This is a genomic window from Geminicoccus sp. (assembly GCF_035556675.1).
GTDB lineage: Bacteria > Pseudomonadota > Alphaproteobacteria > Geminicoccales > Geminicoccaceae > Geminicoccus.
The window spans coordinates 14,411-33,736 of sequence record NZ_DATMFZ010000009.1; the positions used below are offsets into that span (position 1 = coordinate 14,411).

Consider the following 19,326-nt stretch of genomic DNA (forward strand, 5'->3'; position numbering starts at 1 on the left):
CAGGCGCTCACTCGGCCGAGAAGAAGTTCTGGGTGCCGTGCGCCTCGATGGCGGCGGCCAGCCGGCGCAGCGCGTGGACATAAGCCGCGGTGCGCATCGGGACCTTCTTCTCCTGGGCGGTGCGCCAGATCTCGCGGCCCTCGCGCTCCATGATGGTGCGCAACCGGGAATGGACCTCGGCCAGCTCCCAGTAATAGCCCTGCCGGTTCTGCACCCACTCGAAATAGGACACGGTCACCCCGCCGGCATTGGCCAGGATGTCCGGGAGCACAATCACGCCGTTGCGCTCCAGGATCCGGTCGGCCTCGGGCGTCACCGGGCCGTTGGCGAGCTCCAGCACGACCCGCGCCTGGACCTTGGACACGTTGCGCTCGTGGATCATGTTCTCCAGTGCCGCCGGCACCAGGAGATCACAGGCCGTGGCGATCAGCTCGTCCGCCGGGCATTCCTGATGGCCGTCCAGGCCCACCGTGCTGGTGACCGGCCGACCGGCAGCCTTGGCCGCCTCCAGCCGCTCCACGTTCAGCCCGTCATGCGCGAACACGGCGCCGGCGGAATCCGAAACTGCGACGATCTTGTGGCCGTCCGCCGCGAGCAGGCGGGCGATGTGCCGGCCGGCATTGCCGAAGCCCTGGATCGCTACCCGCATCTGCTCGCCCAGGCCCATCTCGGCGGCCAGATGGCAGGTGAGGTAGTAGCCGCCCCGGGCGGTGGCGTCGTCACGCCCGACCGAGCCGCCCAGTGCCAAAGGCTTGCCGGTGATCACGGCGGGGGCGGCCTGGCCCACGATCTGGGCGTACTCGTCCGCCATCCAGCCCATGATCATCGAGTTGGTGTAGACGTCCGGCGCCGGGATGTCGCGGTCGGGGCCGAGGATCCGGGCGAAGGCCTGGATATAGGCGCGGGACAGCCGCTCCAGCTCGCTACGGGACAAGGACCTGGGATCGACCCGCACGGCGCCCTTGCCGCCGCCATAAGGCAGGTTCATCACCGCGCACTTGAAGGTCATCCAGAAGGCCAGGGCCTCGGCTTCCTCCTCGCTGGCGTCCGGATGGTAGCGGATGCCGCCCTTGGTCGGGCCGCGCGTGTCGTCGTAGCGGCAGCGCCAGGCGATGAAGGACTTCCGCGACCCGTCGTCCATGCGGATCATCAGCCGGGCCTTGGTCGTCTCGCGCGGGTATTTCAGCTTCTCGATCACGTCGGGATCGATCGCGAGATGACGGGCGGCCTCGTCGAGGCGGACGAGCGCGAGGTCGAGCAGGTTGTCCTCGGACATCATGAATCCAGGTTAAAGTAACTGAGCCGACGGCGGTGCCGGGGCAGGGCCGCGCATGGCACGGCTGGCTGCCTGATTTCAATGCACTTGTCCAACGAACTGGTGAAAATTGGATCAAGTGGCCTCAGTTTTGGGCAGATGCGCGGAGCATCGGACCGGGAGCCCCGGCCAGTGCCTACCGTTGCGTCACGAACGCCCTGGCACCGACCCCGAGCAATCGCCCGTCTGAACCACGGACCGCAGCAAGAAAGCGAGATCATGACCAAGCTGACCCGTCGCTTCGCGCTTGCCGGATTGGCTGGCGCCAGCCTGATCGGCGCTGGCCTGACCGGCAGGCGACCCGCCTTCGCCCAGGCAGCCGAGGGACCGTTCAAGCTCGATCCGTTGCCCTACGGGTACGACAAGAACGAGCCCCACATCGACGCGCAGACCATGGAGCTGCACCACGACAAGCACCATGCCAGCTATGTCGAGAAGCTGAACCAGGCGGTGAGCGGCCATGGCGAGCTGGCCAGCAAGCCGCTCCAGGAGATCCTGGCGAATCTGGACAGCGTGCCCGAGGACGTGCGCAAGGCGGTGCGCAACAATGGCGGCGGCCATGCCAACCACACCATGTTCTGGCAGGTGATGGGCGGCAACGGCGGGACACCGTCCGGTGACCTGGCCGCCGCGATCGACCGGGATCTCGGCGGTTTCGAGGCGTTCAAGACAGCATTCAACCAGGCCGGCGCCGACCAGTTCGGCTCGGGCTGGGTGTTCGTCACCGTCACCGGCGACGGCGCCCTGGCGCTCACCAGCCGGCCGAACCAGGACACGCCGCTCATGGACGGCCAGCTGGTCCTGTTCGGCAACGACGTGTGGGAGCACGCCTATTACCTGAAGTACCAGAACCGCCGCGCCGCCTATCTCGATGCGTGGTGGAACGTGGTGAACTGGGAGATGGTCGCCGAGCGCTACGCCGCGGCCAGGGCCGGCACGCTCACGATCTGACGGCATTCCCTCACGTCGTGCCGCTTAGAGGGCATAACAGTACCTTGCAGTCGTCCGCCGGCAGACGACCGCAAGGTGCTGGAAGGCACCGAGTTCGTGCTGCGCACGGGCATGGAGTGGGCCTGCCTGCCCAAGGAGATGCGCTGTGGGTCGGGCATGACCTGCCGGCGCAGGTTGCCGGCAAGCGGCTGGGGTAACAGGAACGGCGGAATTGGCCGCTGTTGAATGATCCGCGCTGTCCTGGCCTTGGCCAGCCTTGGGAAGTCAGGTCATCCGGTTCCAGGGATCCAACCAGGAGTGTGACATCGGCCGCGTCGAGCGGAAGTACATGCGCGGCATGTCACACCCCGACCGATCGGCCCGTCATGGCTTCGAACGTCGATTTCCGGCGTTCCGAGCATAGAGATTCGTCATGAGCGATAACCAACGACTGGCCTGGAACGAGGTGGCGCCGCAGGGTGCGAAGGCGCTCTTCGGCATCCACCACTACATCACCACGGGCACCGACCTACCCCACGAACTGATCCACCTCGTCTTCCTGCGCGTGTCGCAGATCAACGGCTGCGCGCACTGCATCGACCTGCACACCCGGGACCTCCTCAAGACGATGCCGTTCGAGAAGGTCGCCCTGGTTCCGGTCTGGGCCGAGGTGCCCCACCTGTTTTCTGACCAGTACCGCGCCGCGCTCGCCTGGGCGGAGGAAGTCACGCTCGTCAGCGAGACGCATGCTTCCGACGAAGCCTATGCGGCCGCAAGCGCGGCCTTCGCGCCCAAGGATCTCGTGGACCTCACGATCACCATCGCGGCGATGAACGCGTTCAACCGGCTCGGCGCGCCCTTTCGGCTCCCCGTCAAGGCAAACGCCTGATCCGCTTCTTCGTATCGTTTCGTGCCGCTCAGTCGAGCGGCACGCTACGGGTCTCCACGTCGATCATGGCGGTGGCGAGCATCGCCAGCACCAGCAGGCCGGCGAACAGGCCGATCGCGACATTGAAGCCGATCGCCATCACCGGCGCCATGACGGTGGGCGCCAGCAGGCCGCCAAAGCGTGCCATCGCACCGGCGGCCCCCATGCCGGTGGCGCGCGAGCGGGTGGGATAGAGTTCGGGCGTGAAGGCGTAGAGTGCGCCCCAGGTGCCGAGCAGGGCGAAGCTCATCAGCAGGATCGAGGTGGTGATCCATGCTGCCGTGGTCGCGATCGTGAACAGGAAGCAGCCGAGCGCGCTCAGGCCCAGGAAGGCGATCAGGGTGGGGCGGCGGCCCAGCCGCTCCACGCCCCAGGCGGCCAGTGCGTAGCCGGGGATCTGGGCCAGGGCCACCAGCACCAGGAAGCCGTAGCCGCGCACGAAGCCGAAGCCATCGCCGGCGAGCTTGCCCGGCAGCCAGACGAACACGCCGTAATAGCTGGCCGAGACCAGCAGCCAGACGGTGAGGATCAGCAGGGTGCGGCGCATGAGCGGCCCGGCCAGGATGCCGCCGGCGTCGCGCGCCGGTGCGGTCGGCCCGGCGGTGATCCGCATCTGCGTGGCCGGGCGGCCATTGGCGGTCAGCACCCGGTTGAGCACGCTGCGCGCTTCCTCGGGCCGCTTGCTCTTGAGCAGGTAGAGCGGCGATTCCGGCACCCAGAAGCGCAGGAGAATGCCGACGATGGCCGGTGCTGCGGTCACTGCGAAGATCCAGCGCCAGGTCTCGACCGCCCCGGCCGAGCTCGCCGCCCAGGCGGTCAGCGCCACGATCAGCGTGCCCACCGCCCAGAAGCCTTCCAGGGCGACCAGCCAGCGTCCGCGCTGCCGGGCCGGGAGGAACTCGGCCATCATGGCATAATCGACCGGCAGGGTGCCGCCGACCGCGAGGCCAGTGACGAAGCGCAGCACCAGCAGGATCTCGAAGCTCGGCGCGAATACGGAAAGGAGGCCGAACACCGCGTCCAGCGCCACCGTGCCGAGCAGGATCCGGCGCCGGCCGTAGCGGTCGGCCAGGCGGCCGAACAGTGCAGCGCCGATCAGCATGCCGAGGAAGAAGACGGTGCCGGTCTGCAGGGCATCAGGCAGGCCCAGGCCGAAGCTCGCGGCGATCGAGGGAGCGGTGAAGCCTACCGCCAGCACCTGCATGGCATCGGCGGTCCAGACCAGGCCGAACACGCCGAGCAGCCGGTACTGGAATGGCCCAACGCCGGCATCGGACAGAACGGCCTCGACGGTAGTCTCGTTCGATTTCTTGCGCGCAGCCAACGCCGCTCCTCCCCCAAAGATGGCCGCGGGATTGATGCCCGCTGGGGGAGGCTCGCCGCAAGCCGGGATCACCTGAAATCCCTGCCTTGAGATGTGAAAATTCTGCAGCTCGCCGCTCAGGCGGGTCCATCCTCGAAGAAACGGTTCTTCGGGCGCGGCAGGCCCAGGTTCTCCCGCAGGGTCCGGCCCTCATACTCGGTGCGGAACAGGCCGCGGCGCTGCAGTTCGGGCACCACGCGGTCGACCACCTCGTCCAGGCCGCCGGGCAGATAGGGGAACATCACGTTGAAGCCATCGCAGGCCTCGGTCGTGAGCCATTCCTCCATCTGATCGGCAATCGTCCCGGGCGTGCCGATCAGCTCCAGCGTGCCATAGGCGCCGCCGACATACTGGGCCAGCTCGCGCACCGTCATCTGCTCGCGCTCAGCGAGGTCGATCAGCTTCTGCCGGGCGCTCTTGCTGGCATTGGTCTCCGGGATCGGCGGCAGCGGGCCGTCCAGGTCGAACTGCGACACATCGGTGCCGAGCTGGACCGAAAGGGAGGCGATGCCGCTGGCGGGATTCACCAGCGAATCCAGGTGACGCTTCTTGGCCTTGGCCGCCGCCACCGTGTCGCCCACCACGATGAAGGCGCCGGGCAGGATCTTCAGATGGTCGGGGTCGCGGCCGATCGCCTTCATCCGGCCCTTCACGTCGGCATAGAAGCGCTGGCCGTCGCCCAAGTTGTTGGCGCTGCCGAACACGACCTCGGCGGTCTCGGCGGCGAGCTGGCGGCCGGCCTCCGAGGCGCCGGCCTGGACCACCACCGGCCAGCCCTGGACGGGCCGCGCGATGTTGAGCGGGCCGCGCACCTTCAGATGCTCGCCCGCATGGTTCAGGACGTGCAGCTTCTCCGGATCGAAGAAGACGCCGTTCTCGACATCGCGCAGGAAGGCGTCGTCGGCAAAACTGTCCCACAGGCCCGTGACCACATCGTAGAACTCGCGGGCGCGCCGGTAGCGGGTGGCATGCTCGACATGCTCGTCCCGGCCAAAATTCATCGCCTCGTGCGGGTTGCCGGAGGTGACGAGGTTCCAGCCGGCCCGGCCCTTGCTGATATGATCCAGCGAGGCGAAGCGGCGGGCGACGTGGAACGGCTCGTTATAGGTGGTCGATGCGGTCGCGATCAGGCCCAGGCGCTCGGTCACCATCGCGAGCGCCGAGAGCAGGGTGAACGGCTCGAACGAGGTGACGGTGGCGCTGCGCTTGAGCGCCTCCATCGGCATGTTCAGCACCGCCAGATGGTCCGCCATGAAGAAGGCATCGAACCGGCCGCGCTCCAGCGTGCGGGCGTAGCCGACGATGGCTTCGAGGTCGAAGTTCGCGGCGGGGTTGGCGCCGGGATAGCGCCAGGCGGCGGTGTGGATGCTGATCGGCCGCATGAAGGCGCCAAGGCGCAGCTTTCTGGTCATGGGTCGCTCCGATCGGGCGCGCCCCAAAGGCGGGGACGGCCGGTTGCGAAAGGATCAGCCCCGGCCGAGGCCGGGCGTATGGCAGGGCAGCGGCCGGTCGCGGCGCATGGCCGCCACGACCGGCAGGGTGGCAAGGGCCAGGACCACCAGGGCGGCACCGGCCGGCCCCAGCAGGTCGTAGCCGGCATGGCTGATCACCTGGCCGCCGAACGCAGCACCCACCGAGCTGCCGACGTAGATCGCCGAGGCGTTCAGGGCGAGCAGCACCGGGGCGCGCTTCGGGTCGAGGCCGGCCAGCCGGGCCTGCTGGGCGACATTGGCCGACCAGCCGGCGATGCTCCAGACCAGCACCATGGCACCCATGACCGCCAGCGGCAGATCGAGGAGGGTGAGGACCGGCAACGAGATCGCCGTCACCATGCCGAGCCCGACCAGGCTGCGGACCGAACCCAGCCGGTCGGTGAGCACCCCGCCCAGATGGTTGCCGGCGACTCCGCCCAGGCCGAAGATCACCAGCATGACGGTGACCCCGGTCTGGCCCAGCCCGTGGCGTTCCACCAGGAACGGGGCGAGATAGGTGTAGAAGGTGAACGCCGCGGCCATGCTGAACACGGTGAACAGCACCGCCAGCAGCAGGACCGGCGTGGCGAGCACGCTTCCCAGGATGGCGAGCGAGGCCGGCTGGACCGTGACCTGGCGCGGCACCAGCCGCCGCAGCACCAGGATCGCGAGCAGCGTCAGCGCGGCGACGATGCCGAACGTCGTCCGCCAGCCGAACTGGTAGCTCAGCCACACGCCGGCCGGCACGCCGAAGGTCTGCGCGATCGTGAAGCCCCCGAACACGGTGGCCAGGGCCCGGCCACGCTGCTCGGGCACGACGGTGGCGACCGCGATCGCGGTGGTGACCGGGGTGATCAGGCCAGCACCCACCGCCATCAGCGAGCGGGCCGCCAGGATCAGGCTGAAGCTCGGGGCCAGCGCGCTGAGCAGGGCACCCAGCCCCAGCAGGCCCAGGCCCAGGCTCAGTACGTCGCGTCGCGCCACCCTGCCGGTGGCGGCGACCAGGAGCGGCGAGGTCAGGGCATAGACCAGGGCGTAGATGGTCATCAGCCAGCCGGCCTGCCAATGGGGAACGGCATAGGACGCGCCGATCTCCGGCAGCATGCCGATCACCATGAAGGCGGCGATGCCGACCATCGCGTTGGCGAGTGCCAAGAGGAGGTGGAGGCGGCGCGCCTGGACAGGCGGCATGGTGGAGGCTCCGGAAGGAGGGCGGGCGGCTCAGTCCTGCCCGGGTTCGTTCTGGTAAACGCGCTCGAAGGCCGGGTCGGTCAGTGGCCGGCCGGAGCGGCGGTCGATCAACAATGGCTCGGCGATCTCGCCGGTGATCCGGTCGCGGATCACCGCGCGGCGGCCGTCTGCGGCGAAGTGGCGGCTGCCCCAGTCCAGCAGCGCCAGCAGCACCGGGCGGAAGTCCTGGCCGCAGGCGGTCGGAACGTACTCGTAGCGGGGCGGGCGGTCCTGGTAGCGGCGTCTCTCCAGCAGCCCGGCCTCGACCAGCCCGTTCAGGCGGCGGGTCAGCATGTTCGGCGCGATGCCCAGGCTCTTCTGCAAGGCGTCGAACCGGGTGATGCCGGCGAGCGCATCGCGCATGATCAGCATGCTCCACCACTCGCCCACCCGTTCCAGGCTCTGGGCGACCGGGCAGGTCATGGTGGCGAGACTCTTGCGCTGCATGATCCGCATCCTACCGGAGTGACTTTCATGATGCAAGTAACTAGAAGACGCTGACGTAGGAAGGAGCGGCGTGATGGCGGAGTGGTTTCTCGACGACCTGACGGTGGGCCAGCGCTTCGTGAGCGGTTCAAGGCGGGTCGAGACCCATGACATCAAGGCGTTCGCCCGGGAATTCGACCCGCAGCCCTTCCACCTGGACGAGGCGGCAGCGGCGGACAGCCTGTTCGGCGGGCTGGCGGCGAGCGGCTGGCACACGGCCGCGGTGACCATGCGGCTGCTGGTGGAAGGTGGCGCGCCGCTGGCCGGCGGCCTGATCGGTGCCGGGGCGGAGGTCGCCTGGCCCAGGCCCACCCGGCCGGGCGACCTGCTCACCGTGACCAGCGAGGTGATCGAGATCCGGCCGTCGCGCTCACGGCCCGACCGCGGCATGGTCACGCTGCGCAGCGAAACGCGCAACCAGGACGATGAGGTGGTGCAGACCCTCGTGGCGAAGCTGGTGGTGCCGCGGCGGCCTTGAGTGGAGGCTGCTCAGATGCAGGCGGAGGCGCCCAGGATCGGCAGGCCCATGAAGAAGGTGGCACCTGCCGCGGCGATGCTGCAGGCGGCGGCCAGCCAGAGCGTGAACCGGGGCAGGGGCGGCGGCCTGTCGCCCCTGGCGGACTGCAGCCAGCTCCAGGTCTGCCAGGCCAGCAAGGCGATCACCAGCACGCTCAGGAGCCAGAGCAGCAGGAGCAGGCCGCGCTGCAGGTTGAGCGGGCCCAGCATCACCTCTTCCCAGCCGAACACGCAGCCGAGCGACAGGACCCCGTAGAGCGCCACCAGGGCGCCGGCCCAGAGCGTGTAGCCGAGAGCGATCACCAGCAGGATGACGGGGCGGGTGGCGAGCGTCATCCCCCGGCTCCCGGCTGGCCGATCATGGCCGCGACGCCCAGGATCGTGCCGAGGCCGATCACCCCGGCGACCGCGGTATAGTCGTGCCATAGCCGGCCGATCATCAGGTCCAGGCTGCGCGCCGCCGAGACATGGCCGCGCCGGCAGGCCTGCCAGACATGCAGGGCCAGGATCAGGCCGACGGCGGCATGGACCAGGACATAGACGAGGATGGCGGCCGTAACGCCGGCATAGGCATGGGCGGTGGGGTCGGGTGCCGTGGTCAGGATCGCTGCCAGCAGGAGGACCGTTGCCACGTGGGCGGCGGCGAGGAAACGGTTCCAGACCAGCGCCCACCCGACGGCACCCCGGCGTGCCGCGCGCAAGGCGAGCCGCCCGAGGCCGGCGGCAGCCACGAGGCAGGCCATGGCGATCAGGGCGAAGGCGGTGCTGTCGGAGAGGACCTCCGGGGGCGGCCAGCCGGGCGCCACCACCCAGAGGAAGACCAGCCCGAACAGGAGCGAGCCGAACAGCGCGGCATCGGCCAGCAGGAGGAACACGACCGCCCACCAGCTGGGTGCCTGGCCGCTCTCGGTATGAACCGGCAGCGTCGTGCCGTCGCCCACTGGCAAGCGCCCGAGATCCGCGGTGCGTGCCGGGTGCCTGGTCCAGAGCCAGAACATTGCGATCGTGATCACGAGGCCGGCGATCGCCAGCGGATAGACCTGGAGGAGCAGGGACACGAAGAACAGGCCGGTCGCGAGTGCCGTCAGGAGCGGCAGGAAGGTCCGGCCGGGCAGGAGCACGATCTGGCGTGGCTCGCCCGTGATCATGTCGACGGCGATGGTTTCCAGCCAGTTGCGCCGGGCGAAGCCCAAAAGCCCGTCGCCCGCGGCGAGCTTGCGCGGCAGGTCGGGGTCGTCTGCCAGCTGGCGGTGGCTGGTGACGGTCGGGATGGAGGCGAAGCCGTAGTCGGTAGGGGGTATCGGCGTCGCCCATTCCAGCGAGGCGGCGCCCCAGGGATTGCGCCCCGTCTTCGGCCCGAACCGCGCCTGGAGCAGGATGTCCAGGACGAACAGGGCGAAGCCGATCGTCATGACGAATCCGCCGATCGAGGACAGGAGGTTCAGCCAGTCCCAGCCATAGCTCTCGGCATAGGTCCAGATCCGCCGGGGCATGCCGAGCAGGCCGGTCAGATGCATCAGGAAGAAGGTCAGGTTGAAGCCGATGAACACCAGCCAGAACACGGCATGGCCCAGCTGGAACATCGGCTGCCGGCCGGTCAGGTGCGGCAGCCAGTAATAGGCCGCGGCCATGATCGGGAAGACGAAGCCGCCGACCAGCACGTAGTGGAAATGGGCGACCACGAAATAGGTGTCGTGGACCTGCAGGTCGAACGGCACCACCGCTACCATCACGCCGGTGAGCCCGCCCAGCACGAAGATGAAGAAGAAGCCGCACAGGAACAGCATCGGCACGTTGAAGCGCGGCCGCCCGCTCATCAGCGTGCCGAGCCAGGCGAAGATCTGCACGCCCGTGGGGATCGCCACCAGCATGCTTGCCGCCGAGAAGAAACCCAGCGCCAGGTGAGGGATGCCCACCGCGAACATGTGGTGGACCCACAGGCCGAAGCTCAGGAAACCCACGGAGATCGCGGCCAGCACCACCCAGCGGTAGCCCAGCAGCTCGCGCCCGGCCATGACCGGGATGATGGTCGAGACCATCCCGGCGGCGGGCAGGAAGATGATGTAGACCTCCGGATGGCCGAAGATCCAGAACAGGTGCTGCCAGAGCAGGGAGTCGCCGCCGCGGGTGGGATCGAACAGCGCCCAGCCGAAGGCGCGCTCGGCTTCCAGCAGGATGCTGCCCAGGATGAGCGGCGGGAAGCCCACCAGGATCATCACCGCCACCACCAGCATGTACCAGGCAAAGATCGGCATCCGGTCGAGCGACATGCCGGGTGCTCGGATCAGCAGGATGCTGACCAGCACCTCGATCGCGGCGCTGATCGCGGAGATCTCGACGAAAGTGATGCCGATCAGCCAGACATCGGCGTTGATGCCGGGGCTGAACGGCTTGGAGCTGAGCGGCGTGTACATGAACCACCCCGCATCCGGCGCCGCACCCATGGCCAGCGCCAGCAGCAGGATCGAGCCGCCGAACAGGTAGCACCAGTAGCCGTAGGCGCCCGAGCGCGGGAATGCCAGGTCGCGGGTGCCCAGCATCTTGGGCAGGAGATAGATCGCGAAACCCTCGAACATCGGGATCGCGAACAGGAACATCATCACCGTGCCGTGCATGGTGAAGACCTGGTTGTAGATCTCCGGCCCGACGAAGGCGCTGTGCGAGGTCGCGATCTGGGCGCGCACCAGCATCGCCAGGATCCCGCCGATCGCGAAGAACAGGAAGGCGGTGACGATGAAGCGGCGGCCGAGTGCCGTGTGGTTGACTGCGGCCAGCTGGCCGAGGCCGGGGTTGGCCCCCCAGATCCGGGTCAGCTCGTGGTGCAGCTCGACGGGCGAAGCGGAGCGGACGGGCTCGTTCATCGCCGGGCCTCCGCGCGCTGCCGGAAATTCTCCTCCGGCACGGCATCCACCCAGAAGAACATCTGCGTGTGGCCCAGGCCGCAGAACTCGGCGCATTGCGCGCCGAACCGGCCGGGCTCGCTCGCCTGAAGGCGGATCACGTTCACATGGCCGGGCAGGGCGTCGATCTTGCCGCCCAGCCTGGGGATCCAGAAGGAATGGATGACGTCCTCGCTGGTGACATGGATGTCGACCGGCCGCCCGACCGGGATGACCAGCGGGCCGCCATCGGGAATGGCCGGGCCGCCGTCCGGATAGACGAAGTTCCAGGTCCACTGGCGAGCGGTGCCGTCCAGGCGCAGGACCTCCTGGCCCGGATGGGGCAGGAGTCGCTCGCCGGTGACGATCGCGTAGCCCAGCAGCAGGGTGAGGGTCGTGGTCGGGAACACCAGGCCCAGGCCCACCACCCAAGTGCCCACCGAGCCGCGTGCCCGGGTACGGCGGCGATAGGCCAGCAGCAGGCAGATCATCACCAGGGCGAAGATCAGGCCGGCACCCGCCAGCATGACCCACCACAGCCGCGCCACCGCGGCGGCATTGGGGCCGGCCGGGTCCAGCGTGGACAGGGGGCCTGTGCAACCGGCCAGCAGCGGCACAGTTAAGCAGGCAATTGCCCCCGCCAGCCGACGGAAGAGCCGCGCACCATGCAGGAAGCCGACTTCGACAGCCCGGTCGTGGCCGAGATCGAGCAGCACGATGTCAGTTCGCAGGTCCATGTCGCGGGTCATCCGATCCATGCGATGACCGTCTCCTTCCCGATCGCCCTGGTGATCTCGACGCTGGGCGCCGATCTGTTCTTCTGGTGGTCGGGCGACCCGTTCTGGGCACGGGCCGCCCTGTGGTCGAGCTTCTTCGCGTTCGCCATGGGCGTCGTCGCGGGGATCTCGGGCACGGCCGAGCTCCTGCTGGTCAAGGGTATCAGGTCCCGGTCCGCGAGCTGGAGCCATGCCGTGGCGGCAATGACGCTGATTGCGATCGCGGGCACCAACTGGGGGGTGCGGGTCGGCGACCACGAGGGCGTGGTCCTGCCGGTCGGCCTGTTCCTGTCGTTCCTGGCCAGCCTGTTCGTGGGCGTGGCCGGCTGGCATGGCGGCAAGCTGGTGTTCGATCATGGGATCGGGATGCGGATATCGAACCGCGATTGAAGCCCGCCGGGCTCGGTGAGCCAGTGCGGCAGGCCGCCGAACGTCAGGCTGGGCTTGGCCAGGACCAGCCAGAGGATCGTGCCGATCATGGCGAGGGTGCCCAGGAGCACCAGAACCCCGCGCCAGCGCGTGAGCCGAGCCTCGCGCACGAACAGGCGGGGCAGGAGGTAGCCCGTGTACATGTGCAGGAGCACCATCCCGCCGACCGCCGCGAGCTTGAGCGCGAACCAGGGCGTGTACACGTCGTTGGCGAAGACCAGGACCGTGCCGCTGCCGACCGCGACGAAGGCGGCCGGGCAGGTGACCGCGACATAGGTGAACAGGGCCAGGCGGTGCAGGCGGAACAGCTGCCGGTCGCCCGGCAGGCCGGTACGCTGCAGGTAGATGCCGGGCATGGCGATCAGCCCGGCCGTCCAGACGGTGAGCCCGATGATGTGGATGAACTTCAGCCAGGTCACCACGACGCGCTGCCGCCCTCGACCCGGCGCCGCATCGCGTGCGCCATCAGCGCCAGCGCCGCGATGAGATAAGGAAGGATCGAGGGCACCCACATGATCAGCCCGCCCAGCTGCTGGTCCTCGAGCGCGCTCAGCCCGAACGGCGCGGTGACGAGGAGATGCGGCGGGTAGAGCGGCTCCGGTGCAAAGGTGATCAGGGCACCCAGCAGGCCCATCTGCACGACCGTGCCGAGCAGTGCCAGAAGTCCCGCAGGCCCGGGCGAGCGTGCCGCCAGGACCGCCTGCCAGAACAACCAGGCAGTGCCGAACAGGCTGGCCTGCATCGCCCAGAACAGGAGGTCGCTCGCCAGCGCCGCGGCATAGGGTGCCGGTGCGTGCCAGAACCAGAGGGCCAGCGCATGCAGGAGTGCCGCCGGACCTGCCGGGAGGAGTTCGTTGCGGCGGGGCAGGCCCAGCAGGAGCAGGGGCACAGCGACGCCGATCATTGCGAGGTGATGGGCGACCCGTGCCGCAAACAGGGCCGAGGTGAGCGCGCAGAGCGGGCTGACGAAGATCAGGGCCAGGAGCACCCAGCCGAGCGCGAAGCAGCTGCGCCCGCGCCCGTCTGTCCGCCGGGCCGGCCCCAGCAGGTAGGCCAGTGCCACCAGGATCAATACCAGGAGCAGCCAGGGATCCAGGTTCCAGCGGAACCAGAGATCCGCCGGAAGCGGGGCTGGACCGCAATAGGGAATGGCATCGGGAAGCAAGGCGGAGGATTCCTGGCGCACGAGAGGATCTCCCATGCGGAACTGGTTCGGTGCCGGTGCCTTGGCAAGCGGACTGGCCGGCAGCACCCGCCGATGGTGACCGGAGGGAACCCGGTGCCGGCGCCTGATGTTCCTGCGGCGGTGTAGTTTACGGAGTGCCGGGCATGGCGCCGCGTCCGTTGTGGAAGGGCTATCTGAAGCTGGCGCTGGTGACCTGCCCGGTCGCCCTGTTCACCGCCGCCTCGACCGCCGAGCGGATCTCGTTCCACACCTACAACCGCGAGACCGGGCACCGGGTGCGCCGGCAGTTCATCGATGCCGAGACCGGCGAGGTGGTCGACCAGGACGAGCAGGTGCGCGGCTACGACCTGAAGGGCGAGGGCTTCGTCGAGATCGAGGACGAGGAGTACGACGCGGTAGCGCTGGAAAGCACGCACACGATCGACATCGACAAGTTCGTGCCGCGCTCCCAGGTCGACGAGATCTACGTGGATGCGCCCTACTACCTGATCCCGACCGACGAAGTCGGCGAGGAGGCGTTCGCGGTGATCCGCGAGGCGATGCGCAGCCGCAAGATGGCCGGGGTCGCACGGCTGGTCCTGTACCGGCGCGAGCGCATCGTGCTGCTGGAGCCGCGCGACAAGGGCATGCTGCTGACCACGCTGCACTATGCGAACGAGGTCCGGCCGCAGGAGGACTATTTCGACGAGATCCCGGACACGCGTCTGTCCAAGGAGATGCTGGACCTGGCCGGCCACATCATCGACACGAAGATGAGCCGCTTCGATCCTCGGCAGTTCAAGGACCGCTACGAGGAAGCGCTCAAGGCCCTGGTGCAGGCCAAGGCCAAGGGCAAGAAGATCCCGACGCCGCCGGCGCGCAAGCCGCCCAACGTGGTGAGCCTGATGGATGCATTGCGTCAGAGCCTGGGCACCTCCAACGATAATGAGGGCGAGGGCTCGGAGGACGAAGCGCCGGCCAAGCCTGCCCGCAAGAACCGCAGCACCAAGGCCGGGTCCGCTGCCGGCACCAAGCGCAAGAGCGCGGCGAAACCGCGGCGCAAGGCCAGCTGAAGGCCCGGCTGAATGGCGCTCGAGGAATATGTCGCCAAGCGCGACTTCACCCGCACCGCCGAGCCGAAGGGCAGGCCGGGCAAGGCCGGTGGGCAGCGCTTCGTCATCCAGAAGCACGACGCGCGGCGACTGCATTACGACCTGCGCCTGGAACTGGACGGGGTCTTCAAGAGCTGGGCGGTGACGCGAGGCCCGAGCCTGCTGGCCGGCGAGAAGCGCCTGGCGGTGCAGGTCGAGGACCATCCGCTCGACTATGGCGACTTCGAGGGGAACATCCCCAAGGGCGAATATGGCGGCGGCTCGGTGATCGTCTGGGACCGGGGCAGCTGGCGGCCGGAGGGCGATCCCGCGGACGGGCTGAAGAAGGGCCGGCTCACCTTCACCCTGCAAGGCGAGAAGCTGGCGGGCGGCTGGCACCTGGTGCGCATGCACAAGCGCCGGGGCGAGAAGCGCGACAACTGGCTGCTCATCAAGCAGGACGACGCGGCGGCACGGCCGGAAGACGCGCCCGACATCACCGAGGAACGGCCGGATTCGGTGCTGAGCGGGCGTTCCAATGCCGACGTCGCCAGCGGCGTGCCGGCCGAGCAAGCCAAGCCGGCGAAACGGCCGGTGAAGAAGGCCAGGGCGCCAAAGCGAGGCGAGCCGGTGTTCGTGCCGCCCTGCCTGGCGCGACTGGAGGCGAGCCCGCCTGCGGGCGATCGCTGGCTGCACGAGATCAAGTTCGATGGCTACCGGATCCAGGCGGTCCTCGCCGATGGCAAGGTCACGCTCTGGACCCGCACCGGGCAGGACTGGACCGACACGTTCGGCCAGGCGATCCCCGATGCCATCGCCGCGCTGGCGGCAGGCAGCTTGGTGATCGACGGCGAGGTGGTGGTCGAGAGCGAGGCCGGTGCCTCGGACTACGTGGCGCTGCGCGAGGACCTGTCGGCCGGCCGCACCGACCGGTTCCGCTATTACGCCTTCGACCTCCTGCACCTGGACGGGCAGGACCTGCGCGGCCTGCCGCTGGTGGAACGCAAGGCACGGCTGAAGCAGCTGATCGGCCGCCCGGCTGCAGACCAGCCCCTGCGCTTCAGCGAGGATTTCCCGGAGAAGGGTGAACTGGTGCTGCAGCATGCCTGCCGGCTCAGCCTGGAGGGGATCGTCTCCAAGCGGAGCGACGCACCCTACCGCTCCGGCCGCAGCGGCGACTGGATCAAGTCGAAATGCTCGGACCGGCAGGAATTCGTGATCGCCGGCTGGGTGCCGTCCAGCGCAGCACCCAAGTCGATCGGTTCGCTGGTGCTGGCCTATCACGAGAACGGCCGGCTGGTGCATGCCGGCAGGGTCGGCACCGGCTTCAGCCGGGCGACCGCACGCGAGTTGTGGGACCGGCTGAACGCGCTGGAGCGCACCAAGATGCCGTTCGCCAGCAGTCCCGAGCGCAGCGACAAGGACGTCCGCTGGGTCGAGCCCGAACTGGTGGCAGAGGTCGAGTTCCGCGGCTGGACCGGCGACCTGCTGCTGCGCCATGCCTCCTTCCGCGGGCTGCGCGACGACAAGCCGGCCGGGCAGATCGTGCGCGAGGTGCCGGACGGGGAGGAGGCTGCGGAGCCAACCTCGTCCGAGCCGGTCCCGCTGGAGCCGCCGAAGAAGCCGGCAAGACGCAGGCAGAACGGCGCACCCGCCGTACGGCTGAGCCATCCGGACCGGATCTACTGGCCCGAGGACGGCATCACCAAGCAGGGCCTGGCCGACTATTATGCCGATGTTTGGAAGTGGCTGGCCCCGCATGTGGTGGCGCGGCCGCTCTCGCTGCTGCGCTGCCCGGATGGGGTCGGCGGCAAGTGCTTCTTCCAGAAGGCGCCCTGGCGCGGGATCGACAAGGCCGTGGCGGTGCTCGACAACCCCGGCGAGGGTGGCGACACCGTGCTGGCGATCGAGAGCCTGGACGGCATGGTGGCGCTGGTGCAGGGCGGTGTGCTGGAAGTCCATGCCTGGGGTGCCAGGGTCGACGACCTGGACCGGCCGGACCAGCTCACCTTCGACCTCGACCCGGACGAGGGAATCGGTTGGGACGCGGTGAAGGAGGCAGCACTGGAGGTCCGCCAGCGCCTGAGCGACCACGGCCTGGAGAGCTTCCTCAAGACCACCGGCGGCAAGGGGCTGCACGTGGTCGTACCGCTCCAGCCCAAGGCCGGCTGGGAGGACGCCAAGGCGTTCTGCAAGGGCCTGGCCGAGGCGATGGCCGTGGACAGCCCGCAGCGCTTCACCGCGACCATGTCCAAGCAGAAGCGCAAGGGCCGCATCTTCGTCGACTGGCTGCGCAATGGCCGGGGCAACACGGCGGTCTCGGCCTACTCGACCAGGGCCAGGACGGGCGCCCCTGTGTCCACCCCGATCGGCTGGGACGAGCTGAACCTGGACGTGCGCGGCCGGCATTTCACCCTCGCCAACCTGCCGGGACGGCTCGCCCATCTGGACGCTAACCCCTGGGCAGGCTTCTTCCGGCTGAAGCAGGCCCTGCCGACGGCGCGCACGAACGGCCGAATGCGCAAGCGCTCCTGAACAGCGAGCTGCCGGACTTCCGGAAGGCGTTTGACAGAAGCGGCCACCACGCCCACTTAATGAGGCACCTAGGGGAGCCCCGTGAGGGGGCTGAGAGGTCATCGGCAAAGGGCGACTGCCCGGCGCAGCATGACGACCCTTCGAACCTGATCCAGTTCATGCTGGCGTAGGGATGGTGGTGCCTGCACGAAACGCAGCAAATCGCCCTCCCGGCGCCGGCCCGGGAGAGTGGCCTTCCATGCGCGTCCTGGTGATCGGTGCGGGTGTCGCGGGTCTTACCGCCGCCCATGCCTTTGCGGAGCGGGGCTGCACCGTCCGTATCGTCGAGCGGGGCGATGCCCTGGGGGCTGCCTCCTGCTCGCGCTTTGCCGGCGGCATGCTGGCGCCCTGGTGCGAGCGCGAGAGTGCCGAGGAGACGGTGGTCGAACTCGGCCAGGAAGCGTTGGCCTACTGGCCGAAGGTGCATCCCGCCACCTTGCGCCATGGCAGCCTGGTGGTGGCGCCGCGTCGTGATGAGCGGGAACTCGACCGCTTCGCGCGAAGAACTGTCTGCCACCGCCTGCTCGACGCCGACGGCCTGGCCGAGCTTGAGCCGGACCTTGCCGGCCGGTTCGGCCGGGCGCTGTACTTTGCGGACGAGGCCCATCTCGACCCGCGCGCGGCCCTGCCGTCGCTGGCCGGCCGGCTGGATGCCATGGGCGTCCCGATCCGGTTCGGCGCCGAGGTGGCGGAGCCGCCGCCCGATGTCGACCTGACGGTGGATTGCCGCGGCCTCGCCGCCGCCGACCTTCTGCCCGACCTGCGCGGGGTGAAGGGCGAGATGCTGATCCTGCGCTGCCCTGATGTGCAGCTCAGCCGGCCGGTGCGCATGCTCCACCCCCGCTTCCCGCTCTACATCGTGCCGCGCGGGGACGGGCTGTTCATGGTGGGCGCCACCATGATCGAGAGCGCCGAGCGTGCCCGCGTCACCGCCCGCTCCGTGGTGGAATTGCTGAACGCCGCCTACACGCTGCATCCGGCCTTCGGCGAGGCCGAGCTGGTCGAGATCGGCGCGGATGCCCGGCCGGCCTTCCCGGACAACCTGCCCCGGGTGCGCCGGGACGGCGGCCGCCTGCTTCTGAACGGCCTCTACCGCCACGGCTTCCTCCTGTCCCCGGCACTGGCCCGGATCGCGGCGGACTTCGCCCTGGAAGGCAAGCGTGTGGAAGGCATTACCGAAATCAGCGGAGGAAGGACATGAAGATCATCGTCAATGGCCAGCCGGTAGAGACCGGTGCCCGGTCACTGGCCGCCCTGCTGGAGGAGCTGGGCTATGGCGGGATCGTGGTGGCCACGGCGGTGAATGGCGACTTCACCCCGGCAGCACGGCGCGCCGAGACCGAGCTGAAGGACGGCGACCAGATCGAAGTGCTGGCCCCGATGCAGGGAGGTTGAGCGATCATGGAAGTTTACGGGACGAAGCTCACCTCGCGACTCCTGCTCGGAACGTCGCAGTACCCCTCGCCGGCGATCCTGGCGGATGCGGTGAAGGCGGCGGGTTCCGACGTGGTGACGGTATCACTGCGGCGCGAATCCGGGGTGGAGCGTGCCGGGCAGGGCTTCTGGTCGCTGATCCGCTCGCTGGGCGTGAAGGTCCTGCCGAACACGGCCGGCTGCCACACGGCCAAGGAGGCGGTCGCCACCGCGCAGATGGCGCGCGAGGTATTCGGCACGCCCTGGATCAAGCTCGAGGTGATCGGCAACCACGACACGCTGCAGCCCGACCCGTTCGCGCTGGTGGAGGCGGCCGGCATCCTGTCACGCGACGGCTTCCAGGTGTTCCCTTACACCACCGACGACCTGATCGTGGCCGAGAAGCTGGTGGAGGCGGGCTGCCAGGTGCTGATGCCCTGGGGTGCGCCGATCGGCTCGGGCAAGGGGCTGAACAACCGCTTCGCCCTGCGCAGCATGCGCGCCCATTTCCCAGACGTGCCGCTGGTGGTCGATGCCGGGATCGGCCTGCCCTCCCATGCCGCCGACGCCATGGAACTGGGCTACGACGCGATCCTGCTCAACACCGCGGTCGCCAAGGCCGGCGATCCGGTGCGGATGGCAAAAGCCTTCCGCCATGCGGTCGAGGCCGGGCGCTTGGCGTTCGAGGCCGATCCCATGGAGCCGCGCGACATGGCGGCACCCTCCACGCCCGTGCTCGGCACGGCGTTCCGGAGCTGA

General features: G+C 68.9%; 19 protein-coding genes, 1 pseudogene and 1 riboswitch. Of the genes and pseudogenes, 10 read left to right on the plus strand and 10 right to left on the minus strand.

Annotated elements, in window-relative coordinates; genetic code table 11:
* Window positions 1–7 precede the first annotated feature (7 nt).
* Entirely contained in the window at window positions 8–1,276 is a 1,269-nt protein-coding gene (locus VNS22_RS00530) for a Glu/Leu/Phe/Val dehydrogenase (protein WP_325728604.1), read from the minus strand.
* A gap of 258 nt (window positions 1,277–1,534) precedes the next feature.
* Between VNS22_RS00530 and VNS22_RS00535 the strand changes: the two genes are divergently transcribed.
* From VNS22_RS00535 to VNS22_RS00545, 3 genes and pseudogenes are all read left to right on the plus strand, one after another.
* Window positions 1,535–2,266: a superoxide dismutase gene (locus VNS22_RS00535; RefSeq protein WP_325728605.1), complete on the plus strand. Its 732-nt coding sequence runs from the start codon at window positions 1,535–1,537 to the stop codon at window positions 2,264–2,266.
* 51 nt (window positions 2,267–2,317) lie between these two features.
* Window positions 2,318–2,443, plus strand: a pseudogene (locus VNS22_RS00540) (transposase); the annotation flags it as partial.
* 235 nt (window positions 2,444–2,678) lie between these two features.
* Window positions 2,679–3,134, plus strand: coding sequence for a carboxymuconolactone decarboxylase family protein (locus VNS22_RS00545; protein ID WP_325728606.1), 456 nt, complete (start codon window positions 2,679–2,681; stop codon window positions 3,132–3,134).
* Between the two features lie 28 nt (window positions 3,135–3,162).
* Here the strand turns inward: VNS22_RS00545 and VNS22_RS00550 are convergent, their stop codons facing one another.
* The 4 genes from VNS22_RS00550 to VNS22_RS00565 all read right to left on the minus strand — a co-directional run bounded on the left by VNS22_RS00550 (window position 3,163) and on the right by VNS22_RS00565 (window position 7,685).
* Entirely contained in the window at window positions 3,163–4,497 is a 1,335-nt protein-coding gene (locus tag VNS22_RS00550; RefSeq protein ID WP_325728607.1) for an MFS transporter, read from the minus strand.
* Between the two features lie 116 nt (window positions 4,498–4,613).
* Window positions 4,614–5,948 (minus strand): LLM class flavin-dependent oxidoreductase, encoded by a 1,335-nt coding sequence (locus VNS22_RS00555; protein ID WP_325728608.1) that lies wholly within the window; start codon window positions 5,946–5,948, stop codon window positions 4,614–4,616.
* A 54-nt stretch (window positions 5,949–6,002) separates the two neighbouring features.
* On the minus strand, window positions 6,003–7,199 hold the full coding sequence (locus VNS22_RS00560; RefSeq protein ID WP_325728609.1) for an MFS transporter: 1,197 nt from the start codon (window positions 7,197–7,199) through the stop codon (window positions 6,003–6,005).
* A gap of 30 nt (window positions 7,200–7,229) precedes the next feature.
* Window positions 7,230–7,685: a helix-turn-helix domain-containing protein gene (locus tag VNS22_RS00565; protein ID WP_325728610.1), complete on the minus strand. Its 456-nt coding sequence runs from the start codon at window positions 7,683–7,685 to the stop codon at window positions 7,230–7,232.
* A gap of 73 nt (window positions 7,686–7,758) precedes the next feature.
* Between VNS22_RS00565 and VNS22_RS00570 the strand changes: the two genes are divergently transcribed.
* Complete coding sequence (locus VNS22_RS00570) at window positions 7,759–8,202, plus strand: MaoC family dehydratase (RefSeq protein ID WP_325728611.1); 444 nt, start codon at window positions 7,759–7,761, stop codon at window positions 8,200–8,202.
* A gap of 11 nt (window positions 8,203–8,213) precedes the next feature.
* Here the strand turns inward: VNS22_RS00570 and VNS22_RS00575 are convergent, their stop codons facing one another.
* Genes VNS22_RS00575 through coxB form a run of 3 tightly spaced genes read right to left on the minus strand, consistent with a single transcriptional unit; the run spans window position 8,214 to window position 11,856 of the window.
* Window positions 8,214–8,576, minus strand: a complete 363-nt coding sequence (locus tag VNS22_RS00575; RefSeq protein WP_325728612.1) for a hypothetical protein — start codon at window positions 8,574–8,576, stop codon at window positions 8,214–8,216.
* A complete protein-coding gene (gene ctaD / locus VNS22_RS00580) occupies window positions 8,573–11,101 on the minus strand; it encodes a cytochrome c oxidase subunit I (RefSeq protein ID WP_325728613.1) in 2,529 nt (842 codons plus the stop codon). Before ctaD ends, VNS22_RS00575 begins: the two co-directional genes overlap by 4 nt.
* Window positions 11,098–11,856, minus strand: coding sequence for a cytochrome c oxidase subunit II (gene coxB / locus VNS22_RS00585; protein WP_325728614.1), 759 nt, complete (start codon window positions 11,854–11,856; stop codon window positions 11,098–11,100). Before coxB ends, ctaD begins: the two co-directional genes overlap by 4 nt.
* Here coxB and VNS22_RS00590 point away from each other — a divergent pair.
* Window positions 11,785–12,285 (plus strand): DUF2231 domain-containing protein, encoded by a 501-nt coding sequence (locus tag VNS22_RS00590; protein WP_349261668.1) that lies wholly within the window; start codon window positions 11,785–11,787, stop codon window positions 12,283–12,285. The genes coxB and VNS22_RS00590 overlap by 72 nt on opposite strands.
* On the opposite strand, the gene VNS22_RS00595 is transcribed toward VNS22_RS00590, so the two are convergent.
* Both VNS22_RS00595 and VNS22_RS00600 read right to left on the minus strand, forming a co-directional pair.
* Window positions 12,249–12,746: a CopD family protein gene (locus VNS22_RS00595; protein WP_325728616.1), complete on the minus strand. Its 498-nt coding sequence runs from the start codon at window positions 12,744–12,746 to the stop codon at window positions 12,249–12,251. The genes VNS22_RS00590 and VNS22_RS00595 overlap by 37 nt on opposite strands.
* Entirely contained in the window at window positions 12,740–13,510 is a 771-nt protein-coding gene (locus VNS22_RS00600; protein WP_325728617.1) for a cytochrome c oxidase assembly protein, read from the minus strand. The genes VNS22_RS00595 and VNS22_RS00600 overlap by 7 nt, the downstream gene beginning before the upstream one ends.
* A 143-nt stretch (window positions 13,511–13,653) precedes the next feature.
* Between VNS22_RS00600 and VNS22_RS00605 the strand changes: the two genes are divergently transcribed.
* The 5 genes from VNS22_RS00605 (at window position 13,654) to VNS22_RS00625 (ending at window position 19,326) form a co-directional block, all read left to right on the plus strand.
* A complete protein-coding gene (locus VNS22_RS00605; RefSeq protein WP_325728618.1) occupies window positions 13,654–14,562 on the plus strand; it encodes a Ku protein in 909 nt (302 codons plus the stop codon).
* A gap of 12 nt (window positions 14,563–14,574) precedes the next feature.
* The gene (ligD, locus tag VNS22_RS00610; RefSeq protein ID WP_325728619.1) at window positions 14,575–17,115 is read left to right on the plus strand and encodes a DNA ligase D; all 2,541 of its coding nucleotides are present in this window, start codon (window positions 14,575–14,577) and stop codon (window positions 17,113–17,115) included.
* A gap of 60 nt (window positions 17,116–17,175) precedes the next feature.
* A riboswitch (TPP riboswitch) is annotated at window positions 17,176–17,305 on the plus strand.
* A 48-nt stretch (window positions 17,306–17,353) separates the two neighbouring features.
* Window positions 17,354–18,355 (plus strand): glycine oxidase ThiO, encoded by a 1,002-nt coding sequence (thiO, locus tag VNS22_RS00615; RefSeq protein ID WP_325728620.1) that lies wholly within the window; start codon window positions 17,354–17,356, stop codon window positions 18,353–18,355.
* Window positions 18,352–18,549, plus strand: coding sequence for a sulfur carrier protein ThiS (gene thiS, locus VNS22_RS00620; protein ID WP_325728621.1), 198 nt, complete (start codon window positions 18,352–18,354; stop codon window positions 18,547–18,549). Before thiO ends, thiS begins: the two co-directional genes overlap by 4 nt.
* A 3-nt stretch (window positions 18,550–18,552) precedes the next feature.
* Window positions 18,553–19,326: a thiazole synthase gene (locus VNS22_RS00625; protein ID WP_349261670.1), complete on the plus strand. Its 774-nt coding sequence runs from the start codon at window positions 18,553–18,555 to the stop codon at window positions 19,324–19,326.

Excerpts from the sequence above, each read along its gene's own strand:
- VNS22_RS00530 (WP_325728604.1), bottom strand. The coding sequence starts at position 1,276 with ATGTCCGAGGACAACCTGCTCGACCTCGCGCTCGTCCGCCTCGACGAG.
- VNS22_RS00535 (WP_325728605.1), top strand. The coding sequence starts at position 1,535 with ATGACCAAGCTGACCCGTCGCTTCGCGCTTGCCGGATTGGCTGGCGCC.
- VNS22_RS00545 (WP_325728606.1), top strand. The coding sequence starts at position 2,679 with ATGAGCGATAACCAACGACTGGCCTGGAACGAGGTGGCGCCGCAGGGT.
- VNS22_RS00555 (WP_325728608.1), bottom strand. The coding sequence starts at position 5,948 with ATGACCAGAAAGCTGCGCCTTGGCGCCTTCATGCGGCCGATCAGCATC.
- VNS22_RS00560 (WP_325728609.1), bottom strand. The coding sequence starts at position 7,199 with ATGCCGCCTGTCCAGGCGCGCCGCCTCCACCTCCTCTTGGCACTCGCC.
- VNS22_RS00565 (WP_325728610.1), bottom strand. The coding sequence starts at position 7,685 with ATGCAGCGCAAGAGTCTCGCCACCATGACCTGCCCGGTCGCCCAGAGC.
- VNS22_RS00570 (WP_325728611.1), top strand. The coding sequence starts at position 7,759 with ATGGCGGAGTGGTTTCTCGACGACCTGACGGTGGGCCAGCGCTTCGTG.
- VNS22_RS00575 (WP_325728612.1), bottom strand. The coding sequence starts at position 8,576 with ATGACGCTCGCCACCCGCCCCGTCATCCTGCTGGTGATCGCTCTCGGC.
- ctaD (WP_325728613.1), bottom strand. The coding sequence starts at position 11,101 with ATGAACGAGCCCGTCCGCTCCGCTTCGCCCGTCGAGCTGCACCACGAG.
- VNS22_RS00590 (WP_349261668.1), top strand. The coding sequence starts at position 11,785 with ATGCAGGAAGCCGACTTCGACAGCCCGGTCGTGGCCGAGATCGAGCAG.
- coxB (WP_325728614.1), bottom strand. The coding sequence starts at position 11,856 with ATGGACCTGCGAACTGACATCGTGCTGCTCGATCTCGGCCACGACCGG.
- VNS22_RS00605 (WP_325728618.1), top strand. The coding sequence starts at position 13,654 with ATGGCGCCGCGTCCGTTGTGGAAGGGCTATCTGAAGCTGGCGCTGGTG.
- ligD (WP_325728619.1), top strand. The coding sequence starts at position 14,575 with ATGGCGCTCGAGGAATATGTCGCCAAGCGCGACTTCACCCGCACCGCC.
- thiO (WP_325728620.1), top strand. The coding sequence starts at position 17,354 with ATGCGCGTCCTGGTGATCGGTGCGGGTGTCGCGGGTCTTACCGCCGCC.
- thiS (WP_325728621.1), top strand. The coding sequence starts at position 18,352 with ATGAAGATCATCGTCAATGGCCAGCCGGTAGAGACCGGTGCCCGGTCA.